The organism is Streptomyces sp. SS7 (assembly GCF_037993025.1).
Classification (GTDB): Bacteria; Actinomycetota; Actinomycetes; order Streptomycetales; family Streptomycetaceae; genus Streptomyces.
Genome location: NZ_CP141223.1, coordinates 7316094 through 7336582, shown reverse-complemented (window position 1 = coordinate 7336582; position 20489 = coordinate 7316094). Strand labels below are relative to the sequence as shown.

General features: G+C 73.0%; 20 protein-coding genes. 9 read left to right on the top strand and 11 right to left on the bottom strand.

Annotated elements, in window-relative coordinates; translation table 11 throughout:
• Nucleotides 1-259: 259 nt before the first annotated feature.
• Nucleotides 260-2074, top strand: coding sequence for a 5'-nucleotidase C-terminal domain-containing protein (locus tag U5640_RS33640; protein ID WP_340380911.1), 1815 nt, complete (start codon nucleotides 260-262; stop codon nucleotides 2072-2074).
• 24 nt (nucleotides 2075-2098) lie between these two features.
• Here U5640_RS33640 and U5640_RS33635 read toward each other — a convergent pair whose 3' ends face one another.
• The 4 genes from U5640_RS33635 to U5640_RS33620 all read right to left on the bottom strand — a co-directional run bounded on the left by U5640_RS33635 (nucleotide 2099) and on the right by U5640_RS33620 (nucleotide 7981).
• Nucleotides 2099-3520: a SidA/IucD/PvdA family monooxygenase gene (locus U5640_RS33635; protein WP_340380909.1), complete on the bottom strand. Its 1422-nt coding sequence runs from the start codon at nucleotides 3518-3520 to the stop codon at nucleotides 2099-2101.
• Nucleotides 3517-4875 (bottom strand): aminotransferase class V-fold PLP-dependent enzyme, encoded by a 1359-nt coding sequence (locus tag U5640_RS33630; RefSeq protein WP_340380907.1) that lies wholly within the window; start codon nucleotides 4873-4875, stop codon nucleotides 3517-3519. The genes U5640_RS33635 and U5640_RS33630 overlap by 4 nt, the downstream gene beginning before the upstream one ends.
• Before the next feature lie 130 nt (nucleotides 4876-5005).
• The gene (gene pepN / locus U5640_RS33625) at nucleotides 5006-7489 is read right to left on the bottom strand and encodes an aminopeptidase N (RefSeq protein ID WP_340380905.1); all 2484 of its coding nucleotides are present in this window, start codon (nucleotides 7487-7489) and stop codon (nucleotides 5006-5008) included.
• A gap of 141 nt (nucleotides 7490-7630) precedes the next feature.
• On the bottom strand, nucleotides 7631-7981 hold the full coding sequence (locus U5640_RS33620; RefSeq protein ID WP_340380903.1) for a chorismate mutase: 351 nt from the start codon (nucleotides 7979-7981) through the stop codon (nucleotides 7631-7633).
• Nucleotides 7982-8066: 85 nt separating this feature from the next.
• Between U5640_RS33620 and U5640_RS33615 the strand changes: the two genes are divergently transcribed.
• Nucleotides 8067-8978 carry a hypothetical protein gene (locus tag U5640_RS33615; protein WP_340380900.1) on the top strand — a complete coding sequence of 304 codons (912 nt, stop codon included), beginning with the start codon at nucleotides 8067-8069 and terminating at the stop codon, nucleotides 8976-8978.
• Nucleotides 8979-9030: 52 nt separating this feature from the next.
• Here the strand turns inward: U5640_RS33615 and U5640_RS33610 are convergent, their stop codons facing one another.
• Complete coding sequence (locus tag U5640_RS33610) at nucleotides 9031-9513, bottom strand: MFS transporter (protein WP_340380898.1); 483 nt, start codon at nucleotides 9511-9513, stop codon at nucleotides 9031-9033.
• Between the two features lie 37 nt (nucleotides 9514-9550).
• On the opposite strand from U5640_RS33610, the gene U5640_RS33605 reads away from it, so the two are divergent.
• On the top strand, nucleotides 9551-10012 hold the full coding sequence (locus U5640_RS33605; RefSeq protein WP_340380896.1) for a MarR family transcriptional regulator: 462 nt from the start codon (nucleotides 9551-9553) through the stop codon (nucleotides 10010-10012).
• A gap of 25 nt (nucleotides 10013-10037) precedes the next feature.
• Here U5640_RS33605 and U5640_RS33600 read toward each other — a convergent pair whose 3' ends face one another.
• Nucleotides 10038-10943 (bottom strand): SDR family oxidoreductase, encoded by a 906-nt coding sequence (locus U5640_RS33600; RefSeq protein WP_340380894.1) that lies wholly within the window; start codon nucleotides 10941-10943, stop codon nucleotides 10038-10040.
• Between the two features lies 1 nt (nucleotide 10944).
• Nucleotides 10945-11712 (bottom strand): SDR family oxidoreductase, encoded by a 768-nt coding sequence (locus U5640_RS33595; RefSeq protein ID WP_340380892.1) that lies wholly within the window; start codon nucleotides 11710-11712, stop codon nucleotides 10945-10947.
• Nucleotides 11713-11766: 54 nt separating this feature from the next.
• Between U5640_RS33595 and U5640_RS33590 the strand changes: the two genes are divergently transcribed.
• From U5640_RS33590 to U5640_RS33575, 4 genes are read left to right on the top strand one after another with little or no spacing between them, the layout of a single operon-like run.
• Nucleotides 11767-12510 carry an enoyl-CoA hydratase family protein gene (locus U5640_RS33590; protein WP_340380890.1) on the top strand — a complete coding sequence of 248 codons (744 nt, stop codon included), beginning with the start codon at nucleotides 11767-11769 and terminating at the stop codon, nucleotides 12508-12510.
• On the top strand, nucleotides 12511-13347 hold the full coding sequence (locus U5640_RS33585; protein ID WP_340380888.1) for a CoA-transferase: 837 nt from the start codon (nucleotides 12511-12513) through the stop codon (nucleotides 13345-13347).
• The gene (locus tag U5640_RS33580; protein WP_340380886.1) at nucleotides 13344-14057 is read left to right on the top strand and encodes a CoA-transferase; all 714 of its coding nucleotides are present in this window, start codon (nucleotides 13344-13346) and stop codon (nucleotides 14055-14057) included. Before U5640_RS33585 ends, U5640_RS33580 begins: the two co-directional genes overlap by 4 nt.
• The gene (locus U5640_RS33575) at nucleotides 14057-15106 is read left to right on the top strand and encodes a nitronate monooxygenase (RefSeq protein WP_340380884.1); all 1050 of its coding nucleotides are present in this window, start codon (nucleotides 14057-14059) and stop codon (nucleotides 15104-15106) included. Before U5640_RS33580 ends, U5640_RS33575 begins: the two co-directional genes overlap by 1 nt.
• On the opposite strand, the gene U5640_RS33570 is transcribed toward U5640_RS33575, so the two are convergent.
• Genes U5640_RS33570 through U5640_RS33560 form a run of 3 tightly spaced genes read right to left on the bottom strand, consistent with a single transcriptional unit; the run spans nucleotide 15090 to nucleotide 17680 of the window.
• A complete protein-coding gene (locus tag U5640_RS33570) occupies nucleotides 15090-16247 on the bottom strand; it encodes an acetyl-CoA C-acetyltransferase (RefSeq protein WP_340380882.1) in 1158 nt (385 codons plus the stop codon). The two genes, U5640_RS33575 and U5640_RS33570, sit on opposite strands and share 17 nt — an antisense overlap.
• Nucleotides 16248-16264: 17 nt before the next feature.
• Nucleotides 16265-16876, bottom strand: a complete 612-nt coding sequence (locus tag U5640_RS33565) for a TetR/AcrR family transcriptional regulator (RefSeq protein WP_340380880.1) — start codon at nucleotides 16874-16876, stop codon at nucleotides 16265-16267.
• 15 nt (nucleotides 16877-16891) lie between these two features.
• Nucleotides 16892-17680, bottom strand: coding sequence for an SDR family oxidoreductase (locus U5640_RS33560; protein ID WP_340380878.1), 789 nt, complete (start codon nucleotides 17678-17680; stop codon nucleotides 16892-16894).
• 86 nt (nucleotides 17681-17766) lie between these two features.
• On the opposite strand from U5640_RS33560, the gene U5640_RS33555 reads away from it, so the two are divergent.
• Both U5640_RS33555 and U5640_RS33550 read left to right on the top strand, forming a co-directional pair.
• Nucleotides 17767-18906 (top strand): acyl-CoA dehydrogenase family protein, encoded by a 1140-nt coding sequence (locus U5640_RS33555; protein WP_340380877.1) that lies wholly within the window; start codon nucleotides 17767-17769, stop codon nucleotides 18904-18906.
• Nucleotides 18906-19856 carry an acyl-CoA dehydrogenase family protein gene (locus U5640_RS33550; protein WP_340380875.1) on the top strand — a complete coding sequence of 317 codons (951 nt, stop codon included), beginning with the start codon at nucleotides 18906-18908 and terminating at the stop codon, nucleotides 19854-19856. The genes U5640_RS33555 and U5640_RS33550 overlap by 1 nt, the downstream gene beginning before the upstream one ends.
• Before the next feature lie 26 nt (nucleotides 19857-19882).
• Here the strand turns inward: U5640_RS33550 and U5640_RS33545 are convergent, their stop codons facing one another.
• A complete protein-coding gene (locus tag U5640_RS33545) occupies nucleotides 19883-20374 on the bottom strand; it encodes an FBP domain-containing protein (RefSeq protein WP_340380873.1) in 492 nt (163 codons plus the stop codon).
• Between the last annotated feature and the right edge of the window lie 115 nt (nucleotides 20375-20489).

The following is a 20489-nucleotide window of genomic DNA, read 5'->3' as shown; positions in this document are numbered from 1 at the left end:
TGGGTGAATTCACAGGGCGACCGAAGCCCGCCGGGGGGTCAGGGCGCCGGCCGTCGTGCCCAGGGGTGCCGTACGGGGGAATCCGCGGTGAGGTCATATGCCCCACCGTGTCACGCCTTTCCCTTTTGCCGGGCCGGAGTTGACCCCTCTGGTCACCAGATCGAAACCTCCGGGACCTGTTGCGGTCGGTCATGCACGGGTCAGAATCTACGCGCGTTTGTCTACGCGCGTTGTTGACCATTCCCTAGGAGCTCGCGACATGCCGTTGAACCGCCGGAAGTTTCTGAAGAAGTCCGCCGTGACCGGGGCCGGAGTGGCGATCGCGGGGGCGGCTGCGGCTCCGGCGGCGCAGGCCGCGGAGGCGAAGGGGCCAGGGAAGCCCGTCAAGCAGCCGAAGCGGTACGCGCTGACCGTGCTGGGGACGACGGACCTGCACGGGCACGTCTTCAACTGGGACTACTTCAAGAACGCGGAGTACACGGACAAGGCGGGCAACGCCCAGGGGCTCGCGCGCATCTCGACGCTGGTGAACCGGATCCGCGCCGAGAAGGGGCGGGAGAACGTGCTGCTGCTCGACGCGGGCGACACGATCCAGGGCACGCCGCTGACGTACTACTACGCCAAGGTGGACCCGATCACCGCCAAGGGTGGTCCGGTGCACCCGATGGCGCAGGCGATGAACGCGATTGGGTACGACGCGGCGGCGCTCGGCAACCACGAGTTCAACTACGGCATCGAGACGCTGCGGAAGTTCGAGTCGCAGCTGCGGTTCCCGCTGCTGGGCGCCAACGCGGTGGACGCGAAGACGCTGCGGCCGGCCTTCCAGCCGTACGCGATCCGGACGTTCTGCGTGAAGGGCGCGCCGCCGGTCAAGGTCGCGGTCCTGGGCCTGACGAACCCCGGTATCGCCATCTGGGACAAGGCGTACGTGCAGGGCAAGCTGGCGTTCCCGGGCCTGGAGGAGCAGGCGGCGAAGTGGGTGCCGAAGCTGAAGGCGATGGGCGCGGACGTGGTGATCGTGTCGGCGCACTCCGGGTCCTCCGGGACGTCGTCGTACGGTGACCAGCTGCCGTACGTGGAGAACTCCGCGGCGCTGGTGGCGCAGCAGGTGCCGGACATCGACGCGGTGCTGGTGGGCCACGCGCACGTGGAGATCCCCGAGCTGAAGGTCACGAACGCGAAGACCGGGAGGACGGTCGTACTGTCGGAGCCGCTGGCCTACGCCGAGCGGCTGTCCGTCTTCGACATCGAGCTGGTGTTCGACAAGGGGCGGTGGACGGTCGAGTCGGTGGCGTCGAAGGTGCTGAACTCCAACACCGTGGCCGACGACCCGAAGATCACCAAGCTGCTCTCGGACGAGCACGCGAAGGTCGTGGAGTACGTCAACCAGGTGGTCGGTTCGGCGACGGAGACGCTGACGACGGTCGAGGCGCGGTACAAGGACGCCCCGATCATCGACCTGATCACCAAGGTCCAGGAGGATGTCGTCAAGGCGGCGCTGGCGGGGACGTCGTACGCGTCGCTGCCGGTGATCTCGCAGGCGTCGCCGTTCTCGCGCACGTCGGAGATCCCGGCCGGCGCCGTGACGATCCGCGATCTGTCGAGCCTGTACGTGTACGACAACACGCTGGTGGCGAAGCTGCTGACGGGTGCGCAGGTCAAGGCGTACCTGGAGTACTCGGCGGAGTACTTCGTGCAGACGGCCGCGGGCGCGGTCGTGGATGTCGAGAAGCTGACCAACGCGAACAACCGGCCGGACTACAACTACGACTACGTGTCGGGGCTGTCGTACGACATCGACATCGCGCAGGCGGCGGGGTCGCGGATCAGGAACCTGACGTACAACGGCGCGCCGCTGGACGACGCCCAGCAGTTCGTGTTCGCGGTGAACAACTACCGGGCGAACGGCGGCGGCGCGTTCCCGCACGTGGCCTCCGCCCCCGAGCTGTGGTCGGAGTCGACGGAGATCCGGACGCGGATCGCGGAGTGGGTGACCGCGAAGGGTGTGCTGGACCCGAAGGACTTCGCGTCGGTGGACTGGAAGCTCACGCGGGACGGTACGCCGGTGTTCTAGGCGGTCGGCCGGGCTGAGGTGGCCTCAGATTCCGTCGCGCAGGGGGGTCAGTGTGGGGGGCCGGCGTGCGGGCGGGATCTGGGGCTGTCGTTGTTCGAGGCCGAAGGTGGTGAAGGCGGTGCGGGTGGGCAGGGTGTAGTTGTCCTTGCCGGTCAGGGTGTTGAGGACGGTGGCGCTGCGCCAGGCGGCGAGGCCGAGGTCGGGGGCGCCGACGCCGTGGGTGTGGCGTTCGGCGTTCTGGACGTAGAGGTGGCAGCCGGTGGCGGTGACGGAGGGGTCGAGGACCAGGCGGAACTGCGGGTCGATGCGGGGGCGTCCGGCGCTGTCGCGGCGCAGGTAGGGGTCGAGGCCGGCGAGGATGCGGTCGAGGGGGCGTTCGCGGTGGCCGGTGGCGAGGACGACGGCGTCGGTGGTGAGGCGGGAGCGGGTGTTCTGCTGGGTGTGTTCGAGGTGAAGTTCGATTCTGGTGCAGGCGATGCGGCCGGCGGTGCGGACCTGGACGCCGGGGGTGAGGACGGCGTCGGGCCAGCCGCCGTCGAGGGTGCGGTGGTAGAGCTCGTCGTGGATGGCGGCGAGGGTGCCGGCGTCGATGCCCTTGTGGAGTTGCCACTGTGTGCCGACGAGGCGGTCGCGGACGGGTTCGGTGAGGGCGTGGAAGTAGCGGGTGTAGTCGGGGGTGAAGTGTTCGAGGCCGAGCTTGGAGTACTCCATGGGGGCGAAGGCCTCGGTGCGGCCGATCCAGTGGAGCCGTTCGCGGCCGGCGGGGCGGTGGCGCAGGAGGTCGAGGAAGATCTCGGCGCCGGACTGTCCTGATCCGACGACGGTGACATGGCCGGCCGCGAGGAGGGTGTCGCGGTGGGTGAGGTAGTCGGAGGCGTGCAGGACGGGGACGCCGGGGGTGTCGACGAGGGGCCGCAGGGGGTCGGGGACGTGGGGCTCGGTGCCGATGCCGAGGACGACGTTCCTGGTGTGGGTGCGGCCGAGGGCCTCGGCTTCTCCTTCGGTGTCGAGCTGGGTGAAGTCGACCTCGAAGACGTCGCGTTCGGGGTTCCAGCGGACGGCGTCCACCTGGTGGCGGAAGTGGAGCCCGGGGAGGTGGTCGGCGACCCAGCGGCAGTAGGTGTCGTACTCGGCGCGCCGGATGTGGAACCGCTCGGCGACGTAGAAGGGGTAGAGGCGGTGGTGGGTCCTGAGGTAGTTGAGGAAGCTCCAGGGGCTGGTGGGGTCGGCGAGGGTGACGAGGTCGGCGAGGAAGGGGACCTGGACGCGGGCGCCGTCGATGAGCAGGCCGGGGTGCCAGTCGAAGCGGGGGCGTTGTTCGTAGAAGACGGCGTCGAGTTCGGCGAGGGGGTGGGCGAGGGCGGCGAGGGAGAGGTTGCTGGGGCCGATGCCGATGCCGACGAGGTCGCGGGGGGTGTCGCTGTCCGGGGGTGGGGGGGTGTTCATGCGGGGGTGTTTCCTTCCGGCAGGTGCAGGAGGGTGGCCAGGTCGTGGGGGCCGGTGCGGGGGTTGAGGAGGGTGGTCTTGAGCCAGAGGCGGCCGTCGAGGCGGGCGCGGCCGAGGACGGCGTGGCCGTCGGTGAGGAGGCGGCGGCGTATCTCTGCGACGGCGGTGTCGGTGGCGCCTGCGGGGCGGAAGAGGACGGTGCTGATGGTGGGCGGGGCGTGGAGTTCGAGCCCGGGGTGGTCGCGGACGAGGGCGGCGAAGGCGTGGGCGTGGTCGCAGACCTGGTCGACGAGGGCGCCGAGGCCGTGGCGGCCGAGGGTCTTGAGGGTGACGGCGATCTTGAGGACGTCGGGTCGGCGGGTGGTGCGCAGGGAGCGGCCGAGGAGGTCGGGGAGGCCGGCTTCGGTGTCGTCGTCGGCGTTGAGGTAGTCGGCGTGCTGGTGCAGGGCGGTGAGGTCGGCGGGGTCGCGGACGGCGAGGAGTCCGGCGGCGACGGGTTGCCAGCCGAGTTTGTGCAGGTCGAGGGTGACGGTGTGGGCGGCGTCGAGTCCGGCGAGCCGGGGGCGGTGGCGGTCGCTGAAGAGGAGGCCGCCTCCGTAGGCGGCGTCGATGTGGAGCCGGGCGCCGTGGGCGGCGCTGACGGCCGCGAGGTCGGGGAGGGGGTCGATGAGTCCGGCGTCGGTGGTGCCCGCGGTGGCGGCGACGAGGTGGGGACCGGGGACGGCGGTGAGGGCGGCGTCGAGGGCGGCGGGGTCGAGGGTGCCGGCGGGGGCGGGGACGGGGACGGGTGCGGGCAGGCCGAGGAGCCAGGCGGCGCGGGTCAGGGAGTGGTGGGCGTTGGTGCCGCACAGGAGGCGGACGCCGGGGCCGAGGGTCTCGCGGGCGAGGAGGAGGGCGAGTTGGTTGGACTCGGTGCCGCCGGTGGTGACGAGGGCGTCGGTGAGGCCGGCGAGCCGGGCGAGGGCGCGGGTGACGAGCGTTTCGAGGGCGGAGGCGGCCGGGGCCTGGTCCCAGGAGTCGAGGGAGGGGTTGAGGGCGGAGACGGCGAGGTCGGCTGCGGTGGCGACGGCGAGGGGCGGGCAGTGCAGATGGGCGGCGCACAGGGGGTGGGCGGGGTCGGCGGAGCCTTCGGCGAGGGCGCGGACCAGGGTGGACAGGGCCGCTGGGTCGCCGTGTTCGGGGAGTACGTCGCCGACGGCGGCGGTCAGCCGGGCGGTGACCGCGTCGGGGCCGCCGGCCGGGAGGGGTCCGCCGCGTGCGGTGCGGCCGGCGTCGAGGGCGTCGAGGACGGTGGTGAGGAGCGGCCGGAGTGCGTCGGTGGCTTCGGGGCCTGAGGCGAGCGGCGGGGTGCTCATGGGGTCCTCCGGGCGGGCGCGTGGCGGGGGGTTCCACCTTGTACGCCGGTGCCGGGACACGCCCGGAGAGAGCAACGATCGGTACCCGAAAGGGGGTACCGATCGTCACGGTCGTCGCGGGGCCGGCGGGTTAGGCCGTGCGTACCTTCAAGGCCCGGCGCAGGTCGTCGAGTTGGTCGGTGAGTTTGCGGCGCAGGGCGGGGACGGGGTGGGTGTCGCGCAGGCAGGTCTCGCCGAGGGTGAGGGTCTCGGGGTCGACGGCGTGGGCGGGGAAGGCCCAGTGTCCGGCGGCGTCGGCGATGGCGGGGCCGCGGCGGGCGGCGACGGCGACGGCGTCCTCGTAGTAGCGGGCGACGTACGGGCGGACGAGGTCGGCCTGTTCGGGCTGCCAGAATCCCTGGGCGGTGGCGGTGAAGAGGTAGTTGGAGAGGTCGTCGGAGGTGAACATGGCGTGCCAGGCCCTGGCCTTGGCGTCCTCGTCGGGGAGTGCGGCGCGGCAGCGGGCGGCGCCTTCGCGGCCGGTGGCGGAGGGGTCGCGTTCGAGTTCGGCGGCGATGGCGTGCTCGTCGGTGGCGCCGAGGACGGCGAGCCGGGCGAGGATGCGCCAGCGCAGGTCGGGGTCGAGTTCGGGGCCGCCGGGGACGGTGCCGTCGGCGAGCCAGGCGGCGATGGTGTCGGGCTGGGCGGCGACGTTGATGAAGTGGCGTACGGCGATGAGGCGCAGGCCGGGGTGGTCGCCGTCCTCGGTGCGGCGGATGAGGTCGCGGCACAGGGCGGAGAGGGTGGCCAGGGCGGTGGGGCGGTCGGCGGGGGCGAGGTAGCGGCCGGTGATCTGGGCGCCGGCGAAGCCGAGGACGCCTTGGACGAGGGCGAGGTCGGTTTCGTGCCGGAGGTGGGCGCGGGCGGCGTCGAGGTAGGCGCCGGGGGCGAGTTCGCCGTCGCGGACGGCGTCGCGCAGGGCGTTCCAGACGACGGCGCGGGTGAGCGGGTCGGGCAGTCCGCAGAGGTTGGCGGTGACGCCCTGGAAGGAGTGGGCGTCGAAGCGGATCTTGGCGTAGGTGAGGTCGCCGTCGTTGAGCAGGAGCAGGGTGGGGCGTTTGCCGAGGGGGACGGGTGCGTCCTGCGGGACGTCGAGTTCGAGGCGTCGGCGCGGGGTGAGGCGGCCCTCGTCGCCGGGGAGGTCGAGGTCGTAGAGGCCGACGGCGATGCGGTGGGGGCGGCTGCCGGTGCGTTCGACGGTGAGCTGGTGGTCGCCGTTGTCGCCGGTGACGAGGGGGGTGAGGGTGTCGACGCCGGTGGTGCGCAGCCAGGCGTCGGCCCAGGCGTGGACGTCGCGGTCGGTGCCGGCGGCGAGGGAGTCGATGAAGTCGGCGAGGGTGGCGTTGGCGAAGCGGTGGCGGGCGAAGTGGGTGTTGATGCCGGCGAGGAAGTCCTTCTCGCCGAGCCAGGTGACGAGTTGGCGCAGGGCGGAGGCGCCCTTGGCGTAGGAGATGCCGTCGAAGTTGAGGAGGGCGGAGGCGGTGTCCGGGACGTCCTCGGGGGCGACGGGGTGGGTGGAGGGGCGCTGGTCGGCGTCGTAGCCCCAGGCCTTGCGGACGACGCCGAAGTCGGTCCAGGTGTCGGTGAAGCGGGTGGCTTCGGTGAGGGTCTGGTAGCCCATGTACTCGGCGAAGGACTCGTTGAGCCAGATGTCGTCCCACCACCGGAGGGTGACGAGGTCGCCGAACCACATGTGGGCCATCTCGTGGGCGACGACCATGGCGCGGGTCTGGCGTTCGGTGTCGGTGACGGCGGAGCGGTAGACGAACTCGTCGCGGAAGGTGACGAGTCCGGGGTTCTCCATGGCGCCGGCGTTGAACTCGGGGACGAAGGCCTGGTCGTAGGAGTCGAAGGGGTAGGGCTCCTCGAACTTCTCGTGGTAGCGGTCGAAGCAGGCGCGGGTGATGTCGAGGAGTTCGTCGGCGTCGGCGTCGAGGTAGGGGGCGAGCGAGCGGCGGCAGTGCAGGCCGAAGGGCAGGCCGCGGTGTTCGGTGCGCACGGAGTGCCAGGGGCCGGCGGCGACGGCGACGAGGTAGGTGGAGATGAGGGGGGTGGTGGCGGCGCGCCACTGTCCGTCGCCGAGGTGTTCGGTGACGCCGTTGGCGAGGACGGTCCAGCCTTCGGGGGCGCGGACGGTGAGGTCGAAGACGGCCTTGAGGTCGGGCTGGTCGAAGGCGGCGAAGACGCGCTGGACGTCGTCCATGAAGAGCTGGGTGTAGAGGTAGGTCTCACCGTCGCTGGGGTCGGTGAAGCGGTGCATGCCCTCGCCGGTGCGGGAGTAGTGCATGCGGGCGTCGACGTGCAGTTCGTGCTCGCCTGCGCCGAGGCCCTTCAGGGCGATCCGGTTGCCGTCGAGGCTGTCGGGGTCGAGGGGCTGTCCGTCGAGCGTGACCGAGCGCAGGTCGGCGGGCTTGATCTCGACGAAGGTGTCCCCATCGGTGTGCGCGGTGAACCTGATGGCGGTGCGGGAGCCGAAGGTCTCGTCGCCGGTGGTCAGGTCGAGCTCGATGGTGTAGCGGTGGACGTCGAGGAGCCGGGCACGGCTTAGCGCTTCGTCGCGCGTCAGTACGGACATGAACGACATGCTGCCTGATACCGCAGGCCGGGCACAGGGGCGGATCGTTACGCGCCCAATGTCCCCTCTCGCGCCGGAGGCGCCGGGCATCGCCCGTGGTGGGGCGGGGCCCGGCCGGATCCCGTCGGTGGGGCGGGCCGGTCAGTCGGCCGTGGGGGCCGCGGTGTCCTCGGCGATGCGCTCGTGGTGGCGGATCACCTCGGCGATGATGAAGGTGAGGAACTTCTCGGCGAACGCGGGGTCGAGCTTGGCGTTCTCGGCGAGGGTGCGCAGCCGCTCGATCTGGCGGGCCTCGCGGGTCGGGTCGGCGGCGGGCAGCTGGTGGCGGGCCTTGAGGTGGCCGACCTGCTGGGTGGCCTTGAAGCGCTCGGCGAGCATGTGGACGACGGCCGCGTCGATGTTGTCGATGCTGTCGCGCAGCCGGTCGAGTTCGGCGCGGACGGCGGGGTCGATGTCTGCGGTGCCGGTTGCGGGGGTGTCGCGGGTGGTCATGGGCGATCACCCTAGGGCATGCCGGTGAGGGCCACCGTGCTGCCCGTACAGTGGAATCGGGTGCAGGCGTCTTGGGGGTGCGGGCGTGGCCAACGGTGGTCCGGTCGAGCACGGTTTTCCGCATCTGGAGACGGTGCGGGACGCCGTCACGGCGTTGTACAGGAGGTTGTCGTACGACACGATCCACCAGTTCGCGGCGAGTGTGGCGCCGGTGGACGTGGCGTTCTGCGACAGCGACGATCTGCATCTGGGGACGCAGCGGGTGGCGCGGGAGCTGGTGCGGCACTACCGGCTGCCGGACGCGCGGATGGTCGTGGCGTTCCGGGAGATGGAGCACGCGGCGAGTGTGGAGCTGGCGGCTGGGCCGGAGTACTTCGTCGAGTTGAACGACCGTTTCCGGACGCATCGGCGGGACATCGGGGCGGCGCTGGCGCACGAGATCATGCATGTGTATCTGCACCGGCTGGATCTGTCGTTCCCGGGGACGCGGGCCAACGAGATCCTCACGGACACGGCGACGACGTATCTGGGGGCGGGCTGGCTGCTGCTGGACGCCTACCGGGAGGACGCGGCCTCGTCGCAGAAGCTGGGGTATCTGACGCCGGAGGAGTTCGGGTACGTGCTGGCGAAGCGGTCGCTGGTGTTCGGGGAGGATCCGTCGGCGTGGTTCACCAGTGCCGAGGCGTACTCGGCGTATGTGCGGGGTCGTGAGCGGGCGCTGGGCGACGGGCGGCAGCCGCCGCTGACGGCGGCGGGGTGGGCGGGGCGCCGCCGGTACGCCCGGGACCGGCGGCATGCGCGGGGCCGTGGGCAGGGCGAGGACCGCCGGGTCGGGGCGGCTGCGGATCCGCCGTACGCGTTCGCGCCGGATCCGCGGGGGCCGCTGCGGGTGACGTTTCCCTGCCCCACCTGTCATCAGCGGATCAGGGTGCCGGTGCGGGGCCGGGTCCGGGCGCGGTGCGGGCTGTGCCGGACGGTCCTGGAGTGCGACACGTAGGGGCGGCGCGGGCCGGTCCTGGAGTGCGGCACGCAGGGGCCACGGGGGCCCGTCAGGTGCCGGAGACCGCCGTGCGGGGCAGTGCCGTGCACAGGGCGGCGCAGACCACGAATCCGCCGGTCACCCAGGGCATCGCGGTGCCCAGTGCCTCGGTGAGCCCGTGGTCGGTGTGGCCGAAGAACACGGTGCCGAGGATCGCCGCGCCGAGGGCGCCGCCGAACTGCTGGGCGGTGGAGAAGATCCCGGAGGCGCCGCCGGCGAGGTCGGCGGGTACGGCGGACAGGACGACGTTGACGAGGGGCACGACGAGGAAGCCGAGGCCGGCGCCGGCGACGGCCAGGCCGGGGGCGAACGGCCAGGCGCCCGTGTGCACGTCGGCGGCGCGGTCGACGGCGGCCCACACCCAGCCGAAGCCGCCGGCCATGAGCAGGGCTCCGGCGGCCGGGACGAGCCGTCCGTGGCGTACGGCGAGGGCGTCGGCGGCCGGGGCGGTGAGGAAGCCGCCCGCGGAGAACAGCCCTGCCCCGCAAGTCATTAGTTCGCCCGAACGAAATATTTGTTAGCCTGGCCCCATGACCGACGAACGACGGGCCGCCGCCCTGGAACGCCTGATGACCGTGGGACGGCAGCACAGCATGGTCACGGTGATGTTCCACTCGGCGATCGCGGCGAAGCAGGGGCTGAACGCCACGGAGGAGAAGACCCTCGACGCCCTCCAGCAAGGGGGCCCGCTCACCGCGAAGGAGCTGGCCGGGCACACCGGTCTCGCCCCGGCCTCCGTCACCGGCATGCTGGACCGCCTCGAGGCCAAGGGATTCGTCCGCCGGGTCAGGCACCCCACGGACAAGCGGCGCGTGCTCGTCGAGCTCGACGAGGCCAAGGTCGCCGAGCTGGCGGTGTTCTTCGAGGAGTGGGCCCGTGACATCGTCCGGGCGTGCGAGGAGTTCGACGCGCAGGAACTGGAGACGGTGAACCGGTTCCTGGAGGTGATGACGGAGGCCCAGAGCCGGGCGACGGCCCGGCTCACCGGCTGACGCGCCAGGAGTTCGCGGACGCGCCCTACGCCCCGTACACGGCACCGGGCGGCTCGGCCGCCGCCAGCAGCTTCTGTACGGCCTCCCCCGCCTCCGCCGGGCTCCAGCGCGCGCCCTTGTCCGCCGTGGGCCCCGGACGCCATCCCTCCATCACGGTGATCCGGCCGGCCTCCGCCTCGAAGACCCGGCCGGTGACCCCCGCGCTCGCGGCGGAGCCCAGCCACACCACGAGCGGCGAGACGTTCTCCGGGGCCATGGCGTCGAAGCCGGACGCGGGGGCCGCCATGGTCTCGGCGAAGGTCCGCTCCGTCATCCGGGTGCGGGCGGCCGGCGCGATCGCGTTGACCTGGACGCCGTAGCGGGCGAGTTCGGCGGCGGCGACCAGGGTCAGACCGACGATCCCGGCCTTCGCCGCGCTGTAGTTGCCCTGCCCGACCGAGCCCAGCAGCCCCGCCCCGCTGGCCGTGTTGACGATCCGGGCGACGGGAGTGCGCCCCGCCCTGGCCTCGGCACGCCAGTGCGCGGCGGCGTGCCGCAGCGGCAGGAAGTGGCCCTTGAGGTGGACGCGCAGGACGGCGTCGAAGTCGTCCTCGTCCAGGTTGACCAGCATCCGGTCGCGCAGGAAGCCCGCGTTGTTGACGAGGGTGTCGAGCCGGCCGTACGTCTCCAGGGCGGTGGCGATCAGGGAGGCGGCGCCCTCGGACGTGGCGATGTCACCGCCGTGGGCGACCGCCTCGCCGCCCGCCGCGCGGATCTCCGCCACCACCTGTCCGGCCGGGCTGCCGGGTCCGGGCGCGCCGTCCAGGCCGACACCCAGGTCGTTGACGACGACCCGCGCGCCCTCGGCCGCGAACGCGCGCGCGTGCGCCCGCCCGAGGCCGCGGCCCGCGCCGGTGACGACGACCACCCGGCCGTCGCAGAGTGCTGCCATCTCAGGCCTCCTGACTGTCCTGGTTGCCGTGGCTGTCCTTGTTGGCCGTCGCGGCGTCGAGGAACGCGGGGCGCTCCCCTCCCCCGTGCACGAGCAGACTCGCCCCGCTGATGTACGCGGCCGCGTCGGAGGCGAGGAAGACGGCCGCCGCGCCCACGTCGGCGGGCTGGGCGAGCCGGCCGAGCGGGACCGTGCGCGAGACGCCCTCGACGCCGTCGGGGCCGCCGTAGTGCAGATGCGCCAGTTCGGTGTGGACCATGCCGACGACCAGGGTGTTGACCCGCACCTCCGGGGCCCACTCGACGGCCATCGAACGGGCGAGGTGCTCCAGGCCGGCCTTGGCGGCGCCGTAGGCCGCGGTGCCCGGCGAGGGGCGGCTGCCGCTGACACTGCCGATCATCACCACCGCGCCGCCGGCCCGCCTCAGGTGCGCGTGGGCGGCGAGGGACACGGTCAGCGGGGCGAGCAGGTTGAGTTCGACCACGCGCGCGTGGCGTTCGGCCGGAGCGTCGGCGAGCGGGCGGTAGGGCGCGCCGCCCGCGTTGTTGACCAGCACGTCGCACCGGGGCAGCCCGGCGAAGAACTCCCGTACGGCGTGCGGGTCCCGCACGTCCAGGGCCGTGAACTCGGTCCTGGGCAGCGGGACTTCCGGGGGGCGGCGGGCGACGACCACCACCTCGGCGCCCGCGCGCGCGAAGGAGCGCGCGATGCCGGCACCCACGCCCCGGGTGCCGCCCGTGACGACGGCGACCTTCCCGTCCAGCTCCATTCGCTGCTACCTTTCACCTAACAAACGTTTGGTGGAAAGGTAGCTGATGCTTCCATGAGTGTCTCCACCTCGTCCCCCGAAAAGGGGATTTCCGTGGTCACCGTCGACGTCCCCCCGGTCAACGCGCTGCCGGTGAGCGGCTGGTTCGCGCTGGCCGACGCGGTGCGCGCGGCCGGCCGCGACCCCGGCACCCGGTGTGTGGTGCTGGCCGCCGAGGGGCGCGGGTTCAACGCGGGCGTGGACATCAAGGAGTTGCAGCAGCGGGGACCGGGCGCGCTCGTGGGCGTCAACCGCGGCTGCTTCGAGGCGTTCGCGGCGGTGTACGAGTGCGAGGTCCCGGTGGTCGCGGCGGTGCACGGCTTCTGTCTGGGCGGCGGCGTCGGACTCGCCGGCAACGCCGATCTGGTCGTGGCGAGCGACGACGCGGTGTTCGGACTGCCGGAGCTGGACCGGGGCGCGCTCGGCGCGGCGACCCATCTGGCCCGGCTGGTCCCCCAGCACCTGATGCGCGCCCTGTACTTCACCTCGCGCACGGTCACCGCGGCCGAGCTGCACGCGCACGGCTCGGTGTGGCGGGTGGTGCGGCGCGAGGGGCTGCGCGCGGCCGCGCTGGAGGTGGCGCGGGAGATCGCCGCCAAGGACGGGGAGCTGCTGCGGCTGGCGAAGGCCGCCCTCAACGGCATCGACCCGGTCGACGTGCGGCGCAGCTACCGCTACGAGCAGGGGTTCACGTTCGAGGCGAGCGTCTCGGGGGTGGCCGACCGGGTGCGGGACACGTTCGGGAAGGAGCGCGGGTAGGTGACCGACAAGACGATGACGGCCGAGGAGGCGGTCTCCCGGCTGGAGAGCGGCATGACCCTGGGCATCGGCGGCTGGGGCTCGCGCCGCAAGCCGATGGCCCTGGTCCGGGCGTTGCTGCGGTCCGGGGTGACCGATCTGACCGTGGTGTCGTACGGCGGCCCGGACGTCGGCATGCTGGCGGCGGCCGGCCGGATCCGCAAGCTGGTCGCCGCGTTCGCCACCCTCGACTCCGTCCCCCTGGAACCGCACTACCGCGCGGCCCGTGAGCGCGGTGCGTTCGAGCTGGCGGAGGTGGACGAGGCGATGTTCCTGTGGGGGCTGCGGGCCGCCGCCAACCGGCTGCCGTTCCTGCCGGTGCGGGCGGGGATCGGTTCGGACGTGATGCGGGTCAACCCCTCGCTGCGGACGGTGACCTCGCCGTACGACGACGGGGAGACGTTCGTCGCGATGCCCGCCCTGCGGCTGGACGCGGCCCTGGTGCACGTGAACCGGGCCGACCGGCTGGGCAACGGGCAGTACCTGGGCCCGGACCCCTACTTCGACGACCTGTTCTGCGCGGCGGCGGACACCGCGTACCTGTCCTGCGAGCGGATCGTCGACACGGCCGAGCTGACGAAGGCTGCGGCGCCGCAGACGCTGCTGATCAAGCGGCACGTGGTGACGGGGGTGGTGGAGGCGCCGGGCGGCGCGCACTTCACGTCCTGCGCGCCCGACTACGGCCGGGACGAGGCGTTCCAGAAGCGGTACGCGACCACGCCGTGGGAGGAGTTCGCGGGCCGGTACCTGGCCGGGGACGAGGCGGCGTACCGGACGGCCGTCGAGGAGGACGCATGACCACGCGCGCCGAGTACTGCGTGATCGCCTGCGCCGAGGCCTGGCGGGACGGCGGCGAGATCCTGGCGAGCCCGATGGGGCTGATCCCCTCGGTGGGGGCCCGGCTGGCCCGGCTCACCTTCGCGCCGGACCTGCTGCTCACCGACGGCGAGGCGACGCTCGTCCGCCCGGACGGCACCGCCGAGGGCTGGCTGCCGTACCGGCAGCATCTGGAGCTGGTCACCGGCGGGCGGCGGCACGTGATGATGGGCGCGAGCCAGATCGACCGGTACGGCAACCAGAACATCTCCTGCATCGGCGACTGGGCGCGGCCGGTGCGCCAGCTCCTCGGGGTGCGCGGGGCGCCGGTCAACACCCTGAACAACCCGACCAGTTACTGGGTCCCCAGGCACTCCCGGCGGGTGTTCGTCGAGCGGGTCGACATGGTGTGCGGGGTCGGGTACGACCGGGCGGCCGGCGCGCGTCACCACCGCATCCCCCGGGTCGTCTCCGACCTGGGCGTCTTCGACTTCGCCACGCCCGACCACGCGATGCGGCTGGCCTCGGTGCACCCGGGGGTGACGGTGGAGGAGGTCCGGGAGGCGACGGGGTTCGCGCTCGTGGTCGGGGACGAGGTGCCGTGCACCCGTGAGCCGACGGCCGCCGAGTTGCGGCTGATCCGTGAGGTGCTCGATCCGGGGAACACCCGGGCGCGGGAGGTGCCCCTGTGATGGAGACGGCGCTGACGCGGCTGGTCGGGGTGCGGCATCCGGTCGTACAGACCGGGATGGGCTGGGTGGCGGGTCCCCGGCTGGTGTCGGCGGTGGCGGAGGCGGGCGCGCTGGGCGTGCTCGGTTCGGCAACGATGACCGTGGACGGGCTGCGGGAGGCGGTACGGGAGGTCAAGTCCCGTACGGACGCGCCGTTCGGGGTGAATCTGCGGGCGGACGCGGGGGACGCCGGGGACCGGGTGCGGATCGTCGTCGACGAGGGGGTGCGGGTGGCGTCCTTCGCGCTGGCGCCCTCCCGGGAGCTGATCGCCGAGCTGAAGGAGGCCGGGGTCGTCGTGATCCCGTCCGTGGGGGCGCGCCGGCACGCCGAGAAGGTCGCTGCGTGGGGGGCGGACGCGGTGCTGGTGCAGGGCGGGGAGGGCGGCGGGCACACCGGCGAGGTGGCGACGACCGTGCTGCTGCCGCAGGTGGTGGACGCGGTGGACGTCCCGGTGGTGGCGGCGGGCGGCTTCTTCGACGGACGGGGGCTGGTCGCGGCGCTGGCCTACGGGGCGGCGGGCGTGGCGATGGGCACGCGTTTCCTGCTGACGTCGGACTCGACGGTGCCGGATCCGGTGAAGGCCCGCTATCTGGCGGCCTCGGTCCGGGACGTCACGGTCACCCGCGCGGTGGACGGCCTTCCGCACCGCATGCTCCGCACGGACCTGGTGGACGCCCTGGAACGCTCGGGCCGCCTGCGCGCTCTGCTGCACGCGGCGCGGCGGGCGGCGGCGTTCCGCAAGCTGTCGGGACTGTCCTGGCCGGGCATGGTCCGGGACGGCCTCGCCCTGCGTCACGGCAAGGACCTGTCCTTCAGCCAGGTCCTGCTGGCCGCCAACACCCCGATGCTGCTGAGGTCGGCGATGGTGGACGGCCGCACGGACCTCGGTGTGATGGCCTCCGGGCAGGTCGCCGGGGTGATCGACGACCTGCCGTCGTGCGCGGAGCTGGTGGAGCGGATCGTGAAGGAGGCGGAGGAGGTCCTGGAGGGGCTCAGAGCCTCTCGATGATCGTCACGTTCGCCTGTCCGCCGCCCTCGCACATCGTCTGCAGGCCGTACCTCCCGCCCGTGCGCTCCAGTTCGTGCAGCAGGGTCGTCATCAGTTTGGTGCCGGTCGCGCCGAGGGGGTGGCCGAGGGCGATGGCGCCGCCGTTGACGTTGACCTTGTCCGGGTCGGCGCCGGTCTCCTTCAGCCAGGCGAGGACGACGGGGGCGAAGGCCTCGTTGATCTCGACGAGGTCGATGTCGTCGATGGTCAGCCCGGTCTTCTTGAACGCGTACGCCGTCGCCGGGATCGGTGCGGTCAGCATGCGGATGGGGTCCTCGCCGCGTACGGAGAGGTGGTGCACCCGGGCGCGGGGGGTGAGGCCGTGTTCGCGGACCGCGCGCTCGGAGGCGAGGAGCATGGCGGCGGCGCCGTCGGAGACCTGGGAGGAGCAGGCGGCGGTGACGGTGCCGCCGTCGATGACGGGCTTCAGGGCGGCCATCCTCTCCAGAGAGGTGTCCCGGCGCGGCCCCTCGTCGGCCGTCACCTCGCCGAGGGCGACGGTCTCCCGGGCGAAGCGGCCCTCGTCGATGGCCCGTACCGCCCGCCGGTGGGAGCGCAGGGCGAACTCCTCCTGGTCCCGGCGGCTGATGCCCCACTTGGCGGCGATCATCTCGGCGCCGGCGAACTGGTTGACGGGCCGGTCGCCGTAGCGGGCGCGCCAGCCCTCGCTGCCCGCGAAGGGGCCCTGGGTGAAGCCGAGGGGCTCGGCGGCCTGGCGGGTGGCGAAGGCGATGGGGATCTGCGACATGTTCTGCACCCCGCCGGCGACGACCAGGTCCTGGGTGCCGGAGAGTACGGCCTGCGCGGCGAAGTGGACGGCCTGCTGGGAGGAGCCGCACTGGCGGTCCACGGTGACGCCGGGCACCTCCTCGGGCAGTCCGGCGGCCAGCCAGCAGGTGCGGGCGATGTCCCCGGCCTGCGGTCCCACGGCGTCCAGGCAGCCGAGGATCACGTCCTCGACGGCGGCCGGGTCGACGCCGGCGCGGGCGACGAGTTCCTTCAGCACGTGCGCGCCCAGGTCGGCCGGGTGGACCGCGCTGAGTCCTCCCCCGCGCCGCCCGACGGGCGTACGGACCGCTTCGACGATGTAGGCCTCGGCCATGGCAACTCCCCAGTGGGTTATGTGCGTACGGCGATCCCGTCCAGCACCATCGACAGGTACTGCCGGGCGATCTCCTCGGGACTGTGCTGTCCGCCGGGCCGGTACCAGGACGCGGCGACCCAGACGGTGTCGCGGACGAACCGGTAGGTGAGACGGACGTCGAGGTCGGCGCGGAAGACCTTCAGGGCGACCCCGCGCTCGAGCGTGGCGAGCCACGCCTTCTCGAATCTGCGCTGGGACTCGGCGAGGAACGCGAACCGTTCCTGGGCGACGAGCTGTCGGCTCTCCTTCTGGTAGATGGCGACGGCGGCGCGGTGCCGGTCGATCTCCCGGAACGACTCGGTGACCAGGGCCTCCAGCGTCTCGCGGGGAGCGAGGCCGGCGTCGAGGACGGTGTCGTAGCCGGCCCACAGCTCGTCGAGGAAGGTGCGCAGGATCTCCTCCAGCATCGATTCCTTGGAGTCGAAGTGGTAGTAGAGGCTGCCGGCGAGCATGCCCGCGTGGTCGGCGATCTTGCGGACGGTGGTGGCGTTGTAGCCCTGTTCGGCGAAGACCTCGGCGGCGGTGTCGAGGAGTTCGCGGCGCCGGGCGGGCGCGGCGGTCACCTGGGGCTTCTTCTTGGTCGGCACGGGCCCATTGTCGTCCTACGCGTGCTGGCTGCTGACGGAGACGGTCTCGCCCGTCAGGTACGAGGAGTAGCCGGACGCGAGGAACACGATCACGTTGGCGACCTCCCAGGGTTCGGCGTACCGGCCGAAGGCCTCGCGTGCGGTCAGCTCCGCCAGGAGTTCGGGCGTGGTCACCTTCACCAGGTGCGGATGCATGGCGAGGCTCGGTGCGACGGCGTTGACGCGGACGCCGTAGGCGGCGGCCTCGATCGCCGCGCAGCGGGTCAGTGCCATCACCCCGGCCTTGGCGGCGGCGTAGTGGGCCTGTCCGGCCTGGGCGCGCCAGCCGACCACCGAGGCGTTGTTGACGATCACGCCGCGTCCGGTGCCGCGCATCAGGCGGAGCGCGGCCCGGGTGCAGCGGAAGGTGCCGTTGAGCGTGACGTCCAGGACGCGGGTCCACTGGCCGTCGGTCATGTCGACGAGGGGCGCGGTGCCACCGAGGCCGGCGTTGTTGACGACGACGTCGAGCCGTCCGTGCGTCCGCGCGGCTGTTTCGAACAGGGCCCTGACCTGGCTGTCGTCGGTGACGTCACAGGGGGTGGCGGTGACCGAGGCGGCGCCGAACTCCCGGGCGAGTTCGGCCTCGTACTCCTTCAGGCGGCGGGTGTGGGCGTCGCTGATGACGACGCGGGCGCCCTCCTCCAGGAAGCGCCGGGCGGTGGCGCCGCCGATGCCCGCGCCGGCCGCCGCGGTGATGACGGCGGTGCGGCCCGCGAGCAGTCCGTGGCCGGGTACGTACGCCGGAGTCTCGACGTCTGTCATACCGCCACGCTAACCTACCAAACACTTGTTAGAAAAGTCGGCCGCCGACGAAAAGACCGGCCGCCCGAGGAAATGGAGGGCCGCTCATGGACCTCGCCCTCACCCCGGAGGAGGAGGCCTTCCGCACCGAGGCCCGCGTCTGGCTGGACGCGCATGTGCCCGCCGTCGCGCCGCCGTCCCTGGAGACGGCCGAGGGGTTCGCCGCGCACCGCGCGTGGGAGGCCGAACTCGCCGCGGACGGCTGGTCGGTGGTGGACTGGCCCGCGCGGTACGGCGGCCGGGGGTGCGGGCTGATCCGCTGGCTGCTGTTCGAGGAGGAGTACTACGCGGCGGGCGCCCCGGGGCGCGTCAACCAGAACGGGATCGGTCTGCTGGGGCCGACCCTGCTGGAGCACGGCACACCGGAGCAGCGCGACCGGGTGCTGCCGCCGATGGCCCGCGGCGAGACGGTGTGGGCGCAGGCCTGGTCGGAGCCGGAGGCCGGATCGGACCTGGCCGCGCTGCGCTCACGGGCGGTCCGCACGGCCGGCGGCTGGCTGCTGAGCGGCCAGAAGACCTGGTCGTCCCGCGCGGCGTTCGCGGATCGCGCCTTCGGCCTGTTCCGCAGCGATGCGGACGCCCCGAAACCCCATCAGGGTCTCGTCTACGTGATGTTCGACCTGCGCGCGCCCGGGGTGACGGTGCGTCCGATCGGCCGGCTCGACGGCAAGCCGGCGTTCGCGGAGCTGTTCCTGGACGAGGTGTTCGTGCCGGACGAGGACGTGATCGGGGCACCGGGGCAGGGCTGGCGGATCGCGATGTCGACGGCGGCGAACGAGCGGGGGCTCACCCTGCGCTCCCCCGGCCGCTTCCTCGCCTCCGCCGACCGCCTGTACGACCTGTGGCGCGCCCTGGGAAGCCCCCCGGAGTCGGCCGCGCGGGTCGCGGACGCGCTCGTCGGGGCCCGCGCCCACCAGCTGTTCACCTACGCGGCCGCCTCCCGCTTCCTGGCGGGCGAGCCGCTCGGCCCGGAGGCCAGCCTGAACAAGGTCTTCTGGTCCGAGTACGACATCGCGCTGCACGAGACGGCGCTCGACCTGCTGGCCGGGGACGGCGAGCGGGCGGACACCGAGTGGGCGGAGCGGTACGTGTTCTCGCTCGCCGGTCCGATCTACGCGGGCACCAACGAGATCCAGCGCGACATCGTCGCCGAGCGGCTGCTCGGCCTGCCGAAGGGACGCCGCTGATGCGCTTCCTCCTCGACACCGAGCAGCGGGCGTTCGCCGCTTCCCTGGACGCGCTGCTGACGGCGGCCGGTACGCCGGGGACGGTGCGGGAATGGAGCCGGGGGGACCACACGGGCGGGCGGGCGCTGTGGTCGCGGCTGGCCGACGCGGGGGTGTTCGCGCTGGCGGTCCCGGAGGAGTACGAGGGGCTGGGGCGCCGGCCGGTCGACCTGGCCGTGGCGTTCGTGGAGCTGGGGCGGCACGCGGTGCCGGGTCCGCTGGTGGAGACGGTGACCGCGGCCGCCCTGGTCCGTGAACCGGGGCCCGCGAAGCGGCTGTTGCCGGCGCTGGCGGCGGGCCGGTCGGTGGCGACGGTGGCGTACGAGGGGGCGTACGCGCTCGACGGCGACCTGGCGGACGTACGGCTGTCCGTCGCGCCCGACGGGGTGCGCCTGGCCCCCGGTCACGACCCCGTACGGCCCTCCCTGGACCCGGCGCGGCGGCTGACCCGGCTGCGGCCGGGCGGAGAGCTGCTCGCCGCCGGGCCGCCGCCGCCCGGGGCCCTGCTGCTGGCCCGTCTCACCACCGCCGCCCAGGCGCTCGGGGTCGGTCTCGCGCTGCTGGACCGGACGGTGGGGTACGTGCGGCAGCGCACGCAGTTCGGGGTCGCGGTGGGTTCGTTCCAGGCGGTCAAGCACCGGCTGGCGGACGCGCGCGTCGCGCTGGAGTTCGCCCGGCCGCTGGTGCTGGGCGCCGCCGTGACGATGGCGCCGGCGGACGTGGCGGCGGCGAAGCTGAGTGCCTGCGAGGCGGCGTACGCCTGCGCGCGCACGGCGCTCCAGCTGCACGGCGCGATCGGGTACACGCAGGAGTACGACCTGTCGCTCTGGCTGACCAAGGCGCGGGCGCTGCGGTCGGCGTGGGGCACCCCCGAAGAGTGCCGGGCGGAGGTGCTGGCGGCGCGCGGTTGAGCGTCGGGCTCGGCCCCGGCCTCGGGTCAGCCGGTCACCTTGGCGACGAACGCGGCGAGGTTCGTCACCGTCCGCCGGATCTTCTCCTCCAGGGTGATCGTCTCGGGCAGCCGGGCACCCACGCCGGCGTCGCGCAGTCCGCGCACATAGAGCGAGCAGGCGAGGTCGGCACAGAGGTAGGCGCCGACGGAGTTGCCCTGCTGGCCCGCCCGGCCCGCCTTGGGGGCGACCATCAGGGCGACGCCGCCGGAGTGGGTGGTCAGGCACATGGAGCACATGCTGCGCCGGGCCTGCCCGACGGCGCCCGCGGCGGCGCGCAGGGCGAGGGCCGTCGGCCGGCCGTCGAGCTCGACGACCAGGTGGGCGCGGTCGGGGGCCTGGGGGTCGCGCCAGCCGAGGTAGTCCAGGTCGTCCCAGGGCCGCTCGGCCAGGTCGCGCGGGACGGCGAGGCGCTTGGCCTCGCCCTTGGTGCAGTTCACGAAGGCGGCGCGGATCTGCTGCTCGGTCAGGGGCTTCATAAGGGTGACGGTAATTTGCCTAAAGCTTTTAGGCAAACGCATACTTGCTTCAGGCGGTCGGCCTGGGCGGCCGGCTCGGGGCGACCCGCTTCGGGCGAGCGTGCTTCGGACGGCC

Excerpts from the sequence above, each read along its gene's own strand:
- U5640_RS33640 (WP_340380911.1), top strand. The coding sequence starts at position 260 with ATGCCGTTGAACCGCCGGAAGTTTCTGAAGAAGTCCGCCGTGACCGGG.
- U5640_RS33635 (WP_340380909.1), bottom strand. The coding sequence starts at position 3,520 with ATGAACACCCCCCCACCCCCGGACAGCGACACCCCCCGCGACCTCGTC.
- U5640_RS33630 (WP_340380907.1), bottom strand. The coding sequence starts at position 4,875 with ATGAGCACCCCGCCGCTCGCCTCAGGCCCCGAAGCCACCGACGCACTC.
- pepN (WP_340380905.1), bottom strand. The coding sequence starts at position 7,489 with ATGTCCGTACTGACGCGCGACGAAGCGCTAAGCCGTGCCCGGCTCCTC.
- U5640_RS33620 (WP_340380903.1), bottom strand. The coding sequence starts at position 7,981 with ATGACCACCCGCGACACCCCCGCAACCGGCACCGCAGACATCGACCCC.
- U5640_RS33610 (WP_340380898.1), bottom strand. The coding sequence starts at position 9,513 with ATGACTTGCGGGGCAGGGCTGTTCTCCGCGGGCGGCTTCCTCACCGCC.
- U5640_RS33605 (WP_340380896.1), top strand. The coding sequence starts at position 9,551 with ATGACCGACGAACGACGGGCCGCCGCCCTGGAACGCCTGATGACCGTG.
- U5640_RS33600 (WP_340380894.1), bottom strand. The coding sequence starts at position 10,943 with ATGGCAGCACTCTGCGACGGCCGGGTGGTCGTCGTCACCGGCGCGGGC.
- U5640_RS33595 (WP_340380892.1), bottom strand. The coding sequence starts at position 11,712 with ATGGAGCTGGACGGGAAGGTCGCCGTCGTCACGGGCGGCACCCGGGGC.
- U5640_RS33590 (WP_340380890.1), top strand. The coding sequence starts at position 11,767 with ATGAGTGTCTCCACCTCGTCCCCCGAAAAGGGGATTTCCGTGGTCACC.
- U5640_RS33580 (WP_340380886.1), top strand. The coding sequence starts at position 13,344 with ATGACCACGCGCGCCGAGTACTGCGTGATCGCCTGCGCCGAGGCCTGG.
- U5640_RS33575 (WP_340380884.1), top strand. The coding sequence starts at position 14,057 with ATGGAGACGGCGCTGACGCGGCTGGTCGGGGTGCGGCATCCGGTCGTA.
- U5640_RS33570 (WP_340380882.1), bottom strand. The coding sequence starts at position 16,247 with ATGGCCGAGGCCTACATCGTCGAAGCGGTCCGTACGCCCGTCGGGCGG.
- U5640_RS33560 (WP_340380878.1), bottom strand. The coding sequence starts at position 17,680 with ATGACAGACGTCGAGACTCCGGCGTACGTACCCGGCCACGGACTGCTC.
- U5640_RS33555 (WP_340380877.1), top strand. The coding sequence starts at position 17,767 with ATGGACCTCGCCCTCACCCCGGAGGAGGAGGCCTTCCGCACCGAGGCC.
- U5640_RS33550 (WP_340380875.1), top strand. The coding sequence starts at position 18,906 with ATGCGCTTCCTCCTCGACACCGAGCAGCGGGCGTTCGCCGCTTCCCTG.
- U5640_RS33545 (WP_340380873.1), bottom strand. The coding sequence starts at position 20,374 with ATGAAGCCCCTGACCGAGCAGCAGATCCGCGCCGCCTTCGTGAACTGC.